This window comes from Anaeromassilibacillus sp. SJQ-5, assembly GCF_054108045.1.
The window spans coordinates 3,363,221-3,376,939 of record NZ_JBPJWQ010000001.1; the positions used below are offsets into that span (position 1 = coordinate 3,363,221).

11 protein-coding genes are annotated in these 13,719 nt (G+C 62.7%); 8 read left to right on the top strand and 3 right to left on the bottom strand.

Annotated elements, in window-relative coordinates; all coding sequences use genetic code 11:
• Nucleotides 1-39: 39 nt before the first annotated feature.
• A complete protein-coding gene (locus ACSAMM_RS14550) occupies nt 40-2,277 on the bottom strand; it encodes a family 78 glycoside hydrolase catalytic domain (RefSeq protein ID WP_457792002.1) in 2,238 nt (745 codons plus the stop codon).
• A 247-nt stretch (nt 2,278-2,524) separates the two neighbouring features.
• On the opposite strand from ACSAMM_RS14550, the gene ACSAMM_RS14555 reads away from it, so the two are divergent.
• The 4 genes from ACSAMM_RS14555 (at nt 2,525) to ACSAMM_RS14570 (ending at nt 6,501) form a co-directional block, all read left to right on the top strand.
• Nucleotides 2,525-3,274 carry a sugar phosphate isomerase/epimerase family protein gene (locus ACSAMM_RS14555; RefSeq protein ID WP_457792003.1) on the top strand — a complete coding sequence of 250 codons (750 nt, stop codon included), beginning with the start codon at nt 2,525-2,527 and terminating at the stop codon, nt 3,272-3,274.
• A gap of 11 nt (nt 3,275-3,285) precedes the next feature.
• Complete coding sequence (locus tag ACSAMM_RS14560; RefSeq protein ID WP_457792004.1) at nt 3,286-3,996, top strand: ABC transporter ATP-binding protein; 711 nt, start codon at nt 3,286-3,288, stop codon at nt 3,994-3,996.
• A complete protein-coding gene (locus ACSAMM_RS14565) occupies nt 3,993-5,621 on the top strand; it encodes a hypothetical protein (protein WP_457792006.1) in 1,629 nt (542 codons plus the stop codon). The genes ACSAMM_RS14560 and ACSAMM_RS14565 overlap by 4 nt, the downstream gene beginning before the upstream one ends.
• 100 nt (nt 5,622-5,721) lie before the next feature.
• Nucleotides 5,722-6,501, top strand: a complete 780-nt coding sequence (locus ACSAMM_RS14570) for a peptidoglycan recognition protein family protein (protein WP_457792007.1) — start codon at nt 5,722-5,724, stop codon at nt 6,499-6,501.
• Nucleotides 6,502-6,548: 47 nt separating this feature from the next.
• Here ACSAMM_RS14570 and ACSAMM_RS14575 read toward each other — a convergent pair whose 3' ends face one another.
• Together ACSAMM_RS14575 and ACSAMM_RS14580 are read right to left on the bottom strand one after the other, a co-directional pair.
• On the bottom strand, nt 6,549-7,040 hold the full coding sequence (locus ACSAMM_RS14575) for an SLOG family protein (protein WP_457792008.1): 492 nt from the start codon (nt 7,038-7,040) through the stop codon (nt 6,549-6,551).
• A gap of 304 nt (nt 7,041-7,344) precedes the next feature.
• Nucleotides 7,345-8,016, bottom strand: coding sequence for a hypothetical protein (locus ACSAMM_RS14580; RefSeq protein ID WP_457792009.1), 672 nt, complete (start codon nt 8,014-8,016; stop codon nt 7,345-7,347).
• Nucleotides 8,017-8,355: 339 nt separating this feature from the next.
• Here ACSAMM_RS14580 and aspS point away from each other — a divergent pair, with 339 nt between their 5' ends.
• The 4 genes from aspS to gatB all read left to right on the top strand — a co-directional run bounded on the left by aspS (nt 8,356) and on the right by gatB (nt 13,377).
• A complete protein-coding gene (aspS, locus tag ACSAMM_RS14585) occupies nt 8,356-10,104 on the top strand; it encodes an aspartate--tRNA ligase (protein WP_457792010.1) in 1,749 nt (582 codons plus the stop codon).
• Between the two features lie 91 nt (nt 10,105-10,195).
• Nucleotides 10,196-10,474 carry an Asp-tRNA(Asn)/Glu-tRNA(Gln) amidotransferase subunit GatC gene (gatC, locus tag ACSAMM_RS14590; RefSeq protein WP_178721088.1) on the top strand — a complete coding sequence of 93 codons (279 nt, stop codon included), beginning with the start codon at nt 10,196-10,198 and terminating at the stop codon, nt 10,472-10,474.
• A gap of 12 nt (nt 10,475-10,486) precedes the next feature.
• Nucleotides 10,487-11,959, top strand: coding sequence for an Asp-tRNA(Asn)/Glu-tRNA(Gln) amidotransferase subunit GatA (gene gatA, locus ACSAMM_RS14595; protein WP_457792013.1), 1,473 nt, complete (start codon nt 10,487-10,489; stop codon nt 11,957-11,959).
• Between the two features lie 14 nt (nt 11,960-11,973).
• Nucleotides 11,974-13,377 carry an Asp-tRNA(Asn)/Glu-tRNA(Gln) amidotransferase subunit GatB gene (gene gatB / locus ACSAMM_RS14600; RefSeq protein WP_457792200.1) on the top strand — a complete coding sequence of 468 codons (1,404 nt, stop codon included), beginning with the start codon at nt 11,974-11,976 and terminating at the stop codon, nt 13,375-13,377.
• Nucleotides 13,378-13,719 lie beyond the last annotated feature (342 nt).

Here is a 13,719-nt window from a genome sequence, read left to right on the forward strand (position 1 = left end):
ACACCGGATCGCTCATGGAAGAAGCGATCCGGTGTTTTTTTATACGGTATGAATGCGATATTCGCCGGAGGCGGCGGGTTTTACGGCCAGGCCGTCGTCGAAGACATAGCCCGGCTCCAAGGAGATCCGCCCGGTCATGTCGGCGGGGAATTCCACCGTCAGGCGGATCTCTCCGCCCTCCCGGACCCAGGAGGAGGCGATTTTACCCGCCGGGGCGAGATGGAAGCCGCTGGCGCTGTCCAGCTGCGGCACAAAGGAGGGGCGAATGTCCGCTTCCAGCAGGCTGCGGCGGTGGGGATTGAACCGGATGCCCGCCAGCGCCTGAATGAACCAGCTGCTGATGTCCCCCCAGAAATGGTGGTTGTGGGAGGTGACGTCGCCCCCCTCGGGCTGGAAATCCTCCCACAGGCTGGTGGCGCCGCGGGCGACCCAGTTGCCGTAAGAGGGGAAATCGGGCCGGACGATCATATTGAAGGCCAAATCGCTGCGTCCGAAATCGGTCAGCACATGGAAAATTACCCGGCCGCCCAGGACGCCGGTGTCCATATGGCCGTCTTGTTCTTCGATAAGGCGGAGCAGCCGGTCAAAAGCGGCCGGCCGCTCGCCGGGCTCGAAAACCCCGTAGAACAGGGCCATGGCCTGAGAGGTCTGGCAGTTCCCCGCCGCCGTCATGGTGGAAAAATCCACCAGCCGCTCCCGCACCGCGGCGCGGAATTGGGCCGCCAGGGACGCGGCGAAGGTCTGTTGGGGCGCCATGCCCAGCACGCCGAATATGTACGCCGCCTTCTCGGCGATGTCCATGGACAGCACCGTGTCGGTAAATTCCAGCGGCGCTTTGTACTGATCGCTGCCCCGGGCCGGCGGACACCAGTCGCCCAGGCCGATTTTAATCAGCCCCTCTTCGTTCACCCGGGTGGTCAGGTAGTGCAGATACCGCAGGATGGACGCGGCGCTTTCCTCCAGGATCGTTTTGTCGCCCCGGTACAGGTACACGAAATAGGGCAGATACAAAAGCACGTTGTCCCAGGCCGGGCCGTTGCCCCAGTGGAAGCCCCACCCGCCGGTGGGTACGATGCCGGGCAGCGCGCCCCGGTCGTCCATGGCCTTGCAGATGTTCCGCATCCATTCTCGGTAACTGGTTTCGGGCGAGAGGTTGAGCAGCAGATGCTCGCTGGACAACGCGGCGTCGGCCGTCCAGCCGTTTTTCTCCCGCTGGGGGCAGTCGGTGGGGAAATAATAGAAGTTGGCCAGATCCGAGCGGCGGGTCAGCTCCTGGAGCGTATTCACTGTGGGATCGGAGCAGGTGAAGCCGCCCCGCTCCTTCAAATCGGAGTTCATGACCACATAGGTGAGCAGATCGGACGTGGCCTGCTCCGGGGTGATGCCGGTGACCAGCACATACTGGAAGCCGTGGTAGGTGAAGGAGGGGGTGTAGGTCTCCTCTCCCTCACCCTTGCAGATATACACGTCCCGATGGACCAGGGGGTTATCGCCAAACCAGATGTTGCGCACGGTCAGCTTGCCGTCCTCCAGGTATTCGCCGTGGAGCAGCTCCACCCGCTGGCCAGCCTGGCCGCGGATGGTCAGGCGGCAGACACCCGCGCAGTTCTTTCCGAAATCGTAGCGGTAGCCGTCCCCCTCGGGGAGGATGGATATGGGTTTCAGCTCGTCGGTGACCACGATAGGCTCCGCCTCGCAGAGACGGGCCTCGCCCCGGGGCATGGGGGCGGGCAACGCTGGCTGCCAGCCGCTGTCGTCAAAGCCGGGGGCGTTCCATCCCGGCAGCTCCAGCCGGGCGTCGTAGTGCTCGCCGAACCGGTAATCGTCGAACAGCACCGGGGAGGGCGCGGTGCGGAAACGGTCATCGCTTTCCAACGTCCGCTCCGTCCCGTCGGGGCCGGTGTAGGTCAGCCGGAGGGCCACCTGGGGCGCGCCGCGGAACCGGGCCTTGTCGAAGTCCCAGATATGGCCGCCCGGATTGTTTTGGAACCCGTTGCCCAGCCACAGGCCCAGCACGTTCTCGCCCGCCTGCAGCGCCAGCTCGTAGGAATCGTAATAGACGATATCGTCGGGATTGCTGATGTAGGGGGCCAGCGCCCCTTTGGTGATCCGCCGCCCGTTGAGGTACAGCTCGTAAAAGCCGAGCGCGCCGATGAGCAGACGGCCCTGGCACGCCTCCTTGACCTCAAAAGCCCGGCGCAGATACGGGGCGGGAACCGGCGCCTCATGCGTCCCCGTCACGCTGGTGGCACGAATAAACTGCATAGGAAACTCCATAGAATCCTCTCGCTTTCTCCTTATCACTGTCGGCTGGAAAATGATCCCCTACATAGTAGCACAGCCGGGGAAAAAAGAAAATAGCCGATTTTCACCAAAATGGATGATTTTCCTGAAAATCGCGGGCTGCGGTCGCTCGCGCCCCGCCGGCGAGGGCCGGACGGCCTGTGTCGCGCCGTCCCGCCGCTTGCATTTTCGCCGGAGGATCCGGTATGATAAGGGCAATATGGGCAAGGAGGCGGTTGGCATGACAGCCGGTCTGGTTTCGGTTTCATTTCGGGGCCTGTCTCCCAGCGAGGTAATCCGCGCCGCCCGGGAGGCAGCATTGACGGGCATCGAATGGGGCGCGGACGTCCACGTCCCCGCTGGGGATGTTTCCGCCGCCAAACGGGTGGGCGGGGAAACGCGGGCGGCGGGCTTGCGGGTGCTGGCCTACGGCTCGTACTATAAGCCGGGGGTCAGTCCCGCCGAGGAGTTTGACGGCGTGCTGGCCAGTGCGGCCGCGCTGCGGGCGCCGGTCATCCGGGTATGGGCCGGAAACAAAGGCTCCGCCTCCGCCACGGCGGAGGCGTGGCGTCGGACAGCGGAGGACGCCGCGCGTATCGGGCGCATGGCGGCCCGGGAAGGATGCCGGGTGGCGTTCGAGTGCCATCGCAACACCCTGACCGACGACTACCGCGCCGCGTTGCGGCTTATGGAGGCGGTGCGGGAGGCGGGGGTCGGCATGTACTGGCAGCCTGACCCGTCGCGAGACTTGGCCTATAATCTGGAGGCCGCTCGTTCCCTGGCTCCGTATACCGAGAATATCCACGTGTTTTACTGGGAAGGGCCAAACCGCTATCCTTTGAAGAAGGGGGTGCCGGTCTGGCGGGAGTACCTGGCGGTTTTCCGGGAGCGGGGCTGGGATAGGGGCTGTCTGCTGGAATTCATGCCTGACGACCGTCCGGAATCCCTGCCCGCGGAGGCGGCCGTCTTGCGGCGGCTGATGAAAGAATAGGAGACAAGCGTATGGAATTGGTGCTGACCGGCATCCGGAAGGATTTCGGCGAAAAAAAGGTGCTGCGGGACGTGTCCTGCACCTTTGAAAAGGGAAAAATCTACGGCCTTCTGGGCCGCAACGGCGCGGGGAAAACCACCCTGTTCAACTGCCTGGCCGGGGAGCTGGATCCGGACGGCGGGATGGCCCGGCTGACGGAGGACGGCCTGTCCCGCCCCCTGGACGTGGAGGATGTGGGTTATGTCTTTTCCACCCCCATCCTGCCCGAGTTTCTCACCGGCTACGAGTTCGTCCGGTTCCTGATGGACATCCACCGCCAGCGGGTGCTGCCGGGGAAAACGGCGGACGATTACTTCGAGCTGGTGCAAATGGCGCCGGAGGATCGGCACCGGCTGATCAAGGGCTACTCCCACGGCATGAAAAACAAGCTGCAGATGCTCAGCTTTTTCATCACCCGCCCGCCGATCATCCTGCTGGACGAACCGCTGACCTCCTTTGACGTGGTGGTGGCGCTGGAGATGAAGAAGCTGCTGCGGGATATGAAGCAGGATCACATCCTGATTTTTTCCACCCATATCCTGCAGCTGGCCACCGATCTGTGCGATGAAATCGCCGTGCTGCATCAGGGGACCCTGGAGCTGGTGGATCCCGCGGCCATCCACAGCCCCGCTTTTGAGGAGAAGGTTGTGGAAATCCTGAAGGACGAGGGGGACGGCGGATGAAACCAGTGACCAACCGCCTGCTGCCCGTTTTGCAGGCCTCCATGGAAATCCGCACGGCCACGAAAGTAAACGGATGGTTATATTTTCTCCTAAAATTACCCATTGTTGGTAAGCGAATACCCGATCGGGTCTATCGCTGGCAGACCTTAAAAACCGTCCTGGCCTATATCACCCTGCCGGCCCGGTTCATCGGCCTGTGGTTCGGAAAAGCGCTGTATGTGCTGCTGATGGCCGCGCTGCCGGCTATTCTGGCGGCGGGGGAGGAAAATCTATCGGCCGCGTATCCCTACGCGTTGCACGCTCTGGTGTTTCTCAGCCTGGTGTCCGGCACCTTTCAGTCCCGCGCGCTGCTGAGCAGCGATGCGGATCGCTATGTCTGCCTGCGGCTGATGCGGCTGCCGCCCCGGCCGTATCTGCTCGCTCAGTATCTGGTGGAGATCGGCAAGGATGCCGTCGGCTTCCTCCCGGTGCTGACCCTGGGGGCGTTTCTGCTGGGCGGTTCCCCGTGGGACGGGCTGCTGTGCGCGCTGGAAATCACGGCGCTCCACGCGGCGGGGGAGGCGGCCCATCTGGCATGGTTCAAGCTGCGTGGGGGCGCGCCCGGGCGGCTGGGCGGCTTCAAGCTTCTGCCCATCGCCGCGGCGCTGGTCCTGGCCTATCTGCCGCTGATGCTGGGCCGGGACTGGGGAATCGGCCGGCTGGCGGTCAGCCTGCCCATGGTCCTCGTCTGCCTGGTGGCCGGCGCGGCGGGCTTTGCCTATGTCTGGCGGTATCCCCGTTTCACTCTGGTGGCGATGCGCACCGCCAAGGCGGAGGATTTGGCCGACCTGGAGGAAGCCAAAACCAAGGCCCACGCGGCGGATGTCCAGCTCAAGGACAAGGATCTGGAGCAGACCGACAGCCGGAAATTCGCCCGGCTGCATGGCTACCGGTATCTCAACGCCGTCTTTTTTGAACGGCATAAGCGGCTGCTCTACCGCCCGGTGCTCATCCGCCTGGCCATTATCGGCGCGGTGTTCGTCCTGGCGGTGCTGCTGCTCCTGCTGGCCCCGGAGGCGGGGCGAAAGGCCGCGGGAAAGGTGCCCACCCTGCTGCCGGTGATGGTGTTCGTCCTGTACCTGCTGACCTCGGTCAGCGATCGCACCTGCCGCGCGTTGTTTCATAACTGCGACGCCGCGCTGCTGCGTCAGGGGTTTTACCGCAAGCCCTCCGCGATTCTTGTCAATTTTCGGATCCGGCTGGGCTATATGCTGGGGCCCAATCTGCTGCTGGGCGGGGCGGTGGCGGCCGGTTGCGTCGGCTTCGCCCTGCTGGGCGGCTTGGCCTGGCCGCTGGCCGACTGTATTCCCTTTGTGCTGTCCCTGCTGTTGCTGGGCGCTTTTTTCTCGGTGCATTATTTGTTCCTATACTATGTATTCCAGCCGTACACCTCTGATATGACCATGAAAAACCCGTTTTATTCCCTCATTCGGGGCATAGTTTATGCGTTGTGCCTCATCTGCCTGAACATGGACGCCGCCCCCGCCCGGTTTTCCCTGATCGTCCTGGGCGCCACGGCGGCGTACATTGGCATGGCGCTGGTGCTCATCCGCCGTTTTGCCCCGAAAAATTTCCGGGTCAAATAAAAGGACAGGAAACTTTAAGAATTTCGACCGCTTCTCTTAACACCTGGCGCGGCGCGTGTGCTACAATGGAGACATGACAGACAAACAGGAGTTGGTGTCCATGGCAACCGAGTGGAAAGACGGCGGGTGGCTGAAAAGCGAGGAGGCTGCGCCGGAGGAGCAGAGCCGAACCCCGGAGGAAACGGCCTATCACGCGCCCCGGGGGCGCTGTTCCTCCCGGGTGCAGATAAGGCGGCGGGACAGAAAGAGGAAACAGCGTCTGGCCCTGGTGCTCTCCCTGGCCGCGACGGCCCTGGCGGCGCTGGTGGTGCTCGTTGTTCTGGCGGTGCGGGGCCTGTCCTCCCTACTGGGCGGCGAAAGCATCGATATGGGCGCCATCCCCTGCCCGTCCTGGATCGATCAGCAGTTCATCGATTTGGGCGGCGGAAGGGACGGGGCGAAAATCGACCGGGTGAAGGACATCGCCATCCATTACGTGGGCAATCCCGATACCACCGCCAAGGCCAACCGCAACTATTTCAATTCCCCGGGGGTGGAGGTCAGCTCTCACTTTATCGTGGGGCTGGAAGGGGAAATCGTGCAGTGCGTGCCCCTGGACGAGAAATCCGCCGCCACCAATCAGAGGAACATCGACACCATTTCCATCGAGGTCTGCCACCCGGACGAAAGCGGCCGGTTCAACGACAAGACCTACGCCTCCCTGGTGAAGCTCTGCGCCTGGCTCTGCCAGCAGCTGGATTTGGATGAGACGCATCTCATCCGGCATTATGATGTCACGGGCAAGTCCTGCCCCCTCTATTATGTGGTGCACGAGGACGCCTGGGCACAGCTGAAAAAAGACGTGGGCACCTATCTGAAGGAGCATGAGACCATCTCCTAAAGAAGCGCCGGAGGCAATCCGGCGCTTCTTTAGGAGCGATGTGGCCGTTATCGCTCGGTTTCCGCCAGGTTGATCACCGGCAATCCCTGTTTTCGGGCATAACGGACGGTGTAGGCGGTGCCGCCCGTTTCGGCGGCGAGATAACACAGGCAGATCCCGCTGCCGTCCACCAGCCGCCGGTTGCGCTCAAACAGGCATCCCGGGCCGTAGGCCGGGGCCACATACATCACCTTATCGGCCCGCGCCCGGATAGCCTCGTACCGCCGGACATTGCCGGAGGACCAGCCCCTGGTCTGGTCGGGACTGGGGAGCACGAGAATCAGCTTCACCTGCGGGCGCGTCCGCTGAAGCCGGATCACAGCCTCGGCGGCCAGGGTGTCGAAGCCCAGAGCGCCTCCCGCGCCGAAATAGACGACGCCCCGCGCCGCCAGCGCCTCCAGTTCCTCACTCAGCCGCCTCTCCAGCCGCGGCAGCGCCTCCCTCGGAATGCGCCGATGCCCGGTGAAGCAGCAGGTTTTCGCGCGCAGATCCTCCGTCATAGCCTTTTTCTCCCCCTGTCAGATGCTCCTAGTATACACAACTACGTTTGAAAAATCAAACTTTTGTTCGATTTTGTGTGGTATTATCACAACGCGGTTATAGGCAGGTAGCCTGGCGTCTCGCAAGTGCCTATTTGTGTCAAACACGGCGAGCGGCAGCACGCTGGAGGCGGAAACCAGAAAACGGAGGCCATGGAGCATCGCATCCCGGGAGCCGAACGAGCAAGAACGCGGAACCCTGCGCGCCCGCTGCCCCGTCCTGTTGACATAAAAAGCGGCCCATCCAGACCGGAGGGCCGCTTTTTCATGCGGTTTTCTCTTCTTTTTTCTGTCCAAAGTTGATGCGATAAAACTCGTCCGACGGAGCGAACAGGAAGAGCTTGTGCCGGCCCCGCAGATGGATGGCCATCAATACGCACAGGATCACGGCCCCCACCAGGCAGAAAAACATGTCCTCCATGCTGTCCTTTACCCCGTTCGCGATATCCTGGGCGTCATGGCCGAAGAACAAGAAGCCGGCGTACTCGATGAGCTCCCAGACGGGCGCGGTCATCATGGCGAAGCAGAAGGAGAACCCCACCGCCGTGCGCCGGTTGTGCCCCGGCCCGTGGCCCTTGTCCTCCTCGAGCACGTAGAACACGCACAGCCCAATGAGGGCGAACACCGCCCCGCTCAGGCCATGAACAGCGTTGTCGTACCATGGAATGCTGCCGTACAGCCGCAGGGCCACCCCCAGGTTGAAGGCCAGCAGGATGAAAATCATCAGCACCATATCGATGAGATAGGTGGGCTTGAGGTGGAAAATCCGCCGGTACAGGGGCGGGATGAGCAGGTACAGCACGGCGATGAACCCCATCCACGCCACTCCGATCCCCCGGATGGTCAGCTGATAGAACCCCACGATGAGGGCGGACAGGAAGAAGGTCAGGATTACCACCCGGTTGGCCAGTTGAAACCGCGGCGCTTTTTTCGGCATGGCAGGGCATCCTTTCTCCGCAAAGGCGGCGATGTTGTCTGTCTCCTATTATGCCCTTGTTTGCTCGCCCAGTCAAGATGCGCGCGCAACTTCCGTGAAACCGCCGCCCGCAGACGAAAAAAGGCGAAAGGCGGGAAAATTCGCCCCCTTTCCTGGTTGAAAAGGGAAAAACCTTATGGTATAATTTATCATTGCTTGCAATTTGCCTTGTTTTGGGGCATAGTAAAAGATGGTTATAAGGATGTCTCTTTAAGTAAGGCTTAAGTAAGGCCGCGGGGCGCTGCCTCCGCTTACGGAATGAAACGGGTTTTTCCCGGCGAAAAGGATTGAGAGTGAGCCATGATGTTTGAAAACCAGTACCGCACGCATACCTGCGCGGGCATTGACGAAAGCGTAATCGGTTCGGAGGTGCGGGTGGCCGGCTGGGTGGAGAATATCCGCGACCACGGCGGGGTGCAGTTCCTGGATCTGCGGGATCACTACGGCGTGGTGCAGGTCGTGGTCTACGACGAGGCGCTGCTGGACGGGGTGACGCGGGAATGCGCCGTCACCGTGTCCGGCCCGGTGGTCAAACGCAGCGAAGAAACCTATAACGATAAAATCGCCACCGGCACCGTGGAGGTCAAGGCCGCGGCCCTGACTGTCCTGGGCCGGGTGCGGGAGTCCCTGCCCTTCGAAGTCCCCGCATCCACCGAGACCAAGGAGGAGGTGCGGCTGAAATACCGCTTCCTCGATTTGCGCAACCGCAAGGTGCACGACAATATTGTGCTGCGCTCGCAGGTCATTTCCCACCTGCGCCGCAAGATGACCGAGCTGGGCTTTCTTGAGATGCAGACCCCCATCCTCTCCGCCTCCTCCCCCGAGGGGGCCCGGGATTACCTCATCCCCAGCCGCAAATTCCACGGCAAGTTTTACGCCCTGCCCCAGGCACCCCAGATTTTCAAGCAGCTGCTGATGGTGTCGGGCTTCGATAAATATTTCCAGGTCGCCCCCTGCTTCCGGGACGAGGACGCCCGGGCCGACCGATCCCCCGGCGAGTTCTACCAGCTGGATTTCGAAATGGCCTTCGCCACCCAGGAGGACGTGTTCCGCGTGGCCGAGGACGTGCTGTACGACGTGTTTTCCACCTTTTCGGATAAGCCGGTGTCCCCCGCCCCCTTCAAGCGAATCCCCTATGCCGAGTGCATGCTCAAATACGGCACCGATAAGCCGGATCTCCGCAATCCCCTGGAGATTATCGACATCAGCGACCTGTTTGTTTCCACCGATTTCGCCCCCTTCCGGGGCAAGACGGTGCGGGCCATCAACGTACCCGGCTGCGCCTCCCGCTCCAAGAGCTTTTTCGAGAACATGCTGAAATTCGCCACCGATATCGGCATGAAGGGCCTGGGCTACGTCAAGGTTACGGACGACATGAGCTTCCAGGGCCCCATCGATAAATTCCTCACCGCCGACGACCGGCAGGAGCTGATCCGCCGTGCGGGCCTCGAGCCCGGCTGCGTGCTCTACTTCATCGCCGACTCCAAGGACTTGGCCCCCCGCCTCGCCGGCCAAATCCGCACCGAGGTGGCCCGCCGGATGGAGCTTATCGACGAGAACCGGTACGAGCTTTGCTTTGTGGTGGACTTCCCCATGTACGAGCGGGACGAGGAGAGCGGGCAGCTCATCTTCACCCACAACCCCTTCTCCATGCCCCAGGGCGGGCTGCAGGCTCTGGAGACGATGGATCCCCTGGATATCCTCGCCTACCAGTACGACATCGTGTGCAACGGCGTGGAGCTGTCCTCCGGCGCGGTGCGCAACCACGATTTGGACGTGATGGTCAAAGCGTTTGCCCTGGCGGGGTATACCGAAAGCGATTTGCAGCAGAAATTCTCCGCTTTGTATAACGCGTTCAAGTACGGCGCGCCGCCCCACGCGGGCATGGCCCCAGGCATTGACCGGATGCTGATGCTTCTGACCGGGGAGGAAAGCATTCGGGAGGTCATCGCCTTCCCGATGAACTCCAACGCCCAGGATCTGCTTCTGGGCGCCCCCTGCGAGGTCACCGAGCAGCAGCTGCGGGACGTGCACATCAAGATCCGCTGATCAGGGGGCCTGACGCGATGCGTCAGGCCCGCGTTCGCTTTTTGACCGGAGCGACGAACTACCATTTTATTCCAGAGAGGAAGGGATCCCAATGGTCACCCGCGAAGAGATCCTGAAAATCGCCAAGCTGTCCAAGCTGTCCGTTACCGAGGAGGAGCTGGACGGCCTGACCGCCGCCATGGGCGAGATCATCGCTTTTGCCGACACCATCAACGCGGCGGGAGCCGCCGCCGGCGAGTTCGACAATATTAACAATCTGCAGAATGCGTTCCGTGAGGACGAGGTGGTTCCCTCCTATCCCCGGGACGAGATTCTCAAGAACGTGGACGGCGGGGAAGACGGCTTCTTCCCCGTGCGCAAGCGGCAGTAAGGAGGCGGCGGTATGAGCGACAAGAAAATAAGCGGCATCCGCGCCCTGCGGGACAAGCTGACCACCAAGGCGGTTTCCTGCGCCGAGCTGACCCAAGCCTATCTCGACGCCATCGCGCGGGACAATGGACGGCTCAACGCCTATGTCCGCGTCACGGAGGACACGGCCCTGGAGACCGCCCGCCGGGTGGATGAAAAAATCGCCCGAGGCGAGGCTCTGGCCCCCCTGGAGGGCATCCCCATGACCCTCAAGGACAACATCTCCACCTCCGGCATCCCCACCACCTGCTGCTCGAGGATCCTGGAGGGGTATACTCCCATCTATGACGCCACTGTCTGGAAGCTGCTCAAGGAGCAGAACGCCGTCCTGCTCGGCAAGACCAATATGGACGAGTTCGCCATGGGCTCCTCCTGCGAGACCTCTTGCTTCGGCGGGGCGAAGAACCCGCACAACCCCGCCCACGTGGCTGGGGGCAGCTCGGGCGGCGTGGCCTCCGCCGTGGGCGGCCGCCTGGCGGCCTACGGCCTGGGATCCGACACGGGCGGGTCCATCCGGCAGCCGGCCAGCTTCTGCGGCCTTGTCGGTCTCAAGCCCACCTACGGCGCGGTTTCCCGCTACGGCCTCATCGCCTACGCCTCCAGCTTCGACCAAATCGGCCCCATCGCCTCATCGGTGGCCGACGCGGCCGCCGTGTACGACGCGATCTCCCTTTACGATCCTATGGATTCCACCTCCCGGGGCCGGGTGAACGCCCCAGTCTGCGACGGTCTGGAGCAGGACATCCGGGGCATGAAGATCGGCATGGCCCGGGAATACATGGAGGGTCTGCGCCCCGAGGTGCAGGCCGCCGTGGAAACGGCGGTGAAAACCTACGAGTCCCTGGGCGCCGAGATCGTCTGGTTCGACCTGCCCGAGCTGAAGTTCGCCCTGCCGGTGTATTACATCCTGGCGTGCGCCGAGGCGTCCTCCAACCTGGGGCGGTACGACGGCATCCGATACGGCCGCCGCGCCCCCCATTATGACGATGTGAACGATATGATCTGCAAAACCCGCAGCGAGGGCTTCGGAGACGAGGTCAAGCGCCGCATCCTGCTGGGCACCTATGTGCTCAGCTCCGGCTACTACGATGCGTATTACAAGAAGGCGCAGAACCTGCGGGGAGCCATCGTGGCCGCGTTCGAGCGGGCGTTCGCCTCCTGCGACGTGATACTCGCCCCCACCGTGCCCATGACCGCCTTCCCCGAGAACCAGGCGGCCCAGGATCCGGTGGAAACCTATCTGACAGACATCTGCACCGTGCCGGTGAACATCGCGGGCCTGCCCGCCGTCTCCCTGCCCTGCGGCATGGACGCCGCCGGCCTGCCCATCGGCATGCAGCTTATCGGCGGCCGCTTTGAGGAAGGGAAAATCCTGCGCGCCGCCTATCAGTACGAGCAGGCGGCGGGGCCGATCCTGTCCGCCGTGGAAGGAGGGGTCGCCCTGTGAGCCGGCAATATGAAATGGTCGGGGGCCTGGAAACCCATATCGAGCTGTCCACCGCCACCAAGATTTTCTGCGGGTGCACCACCGCCTTCGGCAGCGAGCCCAACACCCACTGCTGCCCCATCTGCATCGGCCTGCCCGGCACCCTGCCCAAGCTGAACCGCCAGGCCGTGCGGTACGCCATCATGGCCGGCCTGGTCACCCACTGCACCATCAACCCGATTTCCAAAATGGATCGGAAAAACTACGTCTATCCCGACCTGCCCAAGGCCTACCAGATTTCCCAGTTTGACAAGCCCCTGTGCGAGCACGGGTATGTGGAGCTGGCCTCTGGCAAGAAAATCCGCATCACCCGCATCCACATCGAGGAGGATGCGGGCAAGCTGGTGCACACCCGGGGGGACACCTTTGTCGATTACAACCGGGGCGGCGTGCCGCTGATCGAAATCGTCACCGAGCCGGACATCCGCAGTGTTGAGGAAATCCGGGAATACCTTGAAAAGCTTCAGCTGATGATGAAATACATCGGGATTTCCGACTGCCGGATGCAGGAGGGATCCATGCGCTGCGACGTCAACGTGTCCGTCCGCCCCGCCGGGGAGGAGAAGCTGGGCACCCGCACCGAAATCAAGAACATGAACTCCTTCACCTTCATCGAGAAGGCCGTGGCCTACGAGGTGGAGCGGCAGATCGACCTGCTGGAAAGCGGGGAAGAGGTGGTGCAGGAGACCCGTCGGTACGACGACGCGCGGGATGTCACCGAAAGCATGCGGGGCAAAGAGGACGCCAACGACTACCGGTATTTCCGGGAGCCGGATTTGGTCACCATCGCCACCGCGCCGGAGGAAATCGAGAGCATACGCGCCGCCCTGCCCGAGCTGCCCGACAGCCGCTATGCCCGGTATACGGGCGAGTGGGGCATCCCCGCCGCCGACGCGGGCCTGCTGGTCAAATACCGGAAGGTGGCGGAATACTTCGAGGAGGCCGCGCAGGGGGTCACCCCCAAGACGGCGGCCAACTTCATCCTTGGCCAGATTTTCCGCCGTCTGGTCACCGACGCGGACAAGGAGGCCTGCGAGGTGTCCGTTCCCGCCGCCTATCTGCGGGAGCTGGTGGCCCTTATCGACAGCGGCAAGCTGAAGATGAACCTGGCCAAATCCACCCTGGAAAAGATGCTGGACACCGGCAAGCCGGTGGGCGAGCTGCTCACTGAGGAGGACATGGCCGGCGTGGACGAGGGGGCCCTGCGCGCCCTGTGCGAGGAGGTGGCGGCCGCCAATCCCGGCGCGGTGGCCGATTACCTGGGCGGCAAGGAAAAGGCCCTGAAAGCCCTGCTGGGCGGCGTGATGAAAGCCACCCGCGGCGCCGCCGACGCGCAAACCGCCGAACGGCTGCTCAAGGACATCATCGCCCGGGGGTGACGCCCCGCCCGGCGTTGTCTTATAACAAAAACCAAAAAGCGGCGCAGAAGCACTCTGCGCCGCTTCAGGCTGTCAAAAAAGGGGAATCCGCCGTTCGGAAAACGAAAAAAGCGGGGGCGGGTTACCGATCGGTGTTTGCGAGGACATGTGCCTCGCAAACACACCTTATAGGCGAAAACCGGCGGAAACACACGTGTTTCCGCCGGTTTTCAAGAGCAGGGGTGGCACTGGCGGGGACAGAGGGAACAAGGCGAACGTCCGTGAGCCGCCGTGATCCGGCGTCCCCGTCCAGCAGCTTGTCGACTTTGTCGACAAGCTGAGCGGCGCAGAAGCACTCTGCGC

What these genes read in the sequence shown, in the direction of transcription:
- ACSAMM_RS14550 (WP_457792002.1), bottom strand. Translation starts at nt 2,277, where the DNA reads ATGGAGTTTCCTATGCAGTTTATTCGTGCCACCAGCGTGACGGGGACG.
- ACSAMM_RS14555 (WP_457792003.1), top strand. Translation starts at nt 2,525, where the DNA reads ATGACAGCCGGTCTGGTTTCGGTTTCATTTCGGGGCCTGTCTCCCAGC.
- ACSAMM_RS14560 (WP_457792004.1), top strand. Translation starts at nt 3,286, where the DNA reads ATGGAATTGGTGCTGACCGGCATCCGGAAGGATTTCGGCGAAAAAAAG.
- ACSAMM_RS14565 (WP_457792006.1), top strand. Translation starts at nt 3,993, where the DNA reads ATGAAACCAGTGACCAACCGCCTGCTGCCCGTTTTGCAGGCCTCCATG.
- ACSAMM_RS14570 (WP_457792007.1), top strand. Translation starts at nt 5,722, where the DNA reads ATGGCAACCGAGTGGAAAGACGGCGGGTGGCTGAAAAGCGAGGAGGCT.
- ACSAMM_RS14575 (WP_457792008.1), bottom strand. Translation starts at nt 7,040, where the DNA reads ATGACGGAGGATCTGCGCGCGAAAACCTGCTGCTTCACCGGGCATCGG.
- ACSAMM_RS14580 (WP_457792009.1), bottom strand. Translation starts at nt 8,016, where the DNA reads ATGCCGAAAAAAGCGCCGCGGTTTCAACTGGCCAACCGGGTGGTAATC.
- aspS (WP_457792010.1), top strand. Translation starts at nt 8,356, where the DNA reads ATGATGTTTGAAAACCAGTACCGCACGCATACCTGCGCGGGCATTGAC.
- gatC (WP_178721088.1), top strand. Translation starts at nt 10,196, where the DNA reads ATGGTCACCCGCGAAGAGATCCTGAAAATCGCCAAGCTGTCCAAGCTG.
- gatA (WP_457792013.1), top strand. Translation starts at nt 10,487, where the DNA reads ATGAGCGACAAGAAAATAAGCGGCATCCGCGCCCTGCGGGACAAGCTG.
- gatB (WP_457792200.1), top strand. Translation starts at nt 11,974, where the DNA reads ATGGTCGGGGGCCTGGAAACCCATATCGAGCTGTCCACCGCCACCAAG.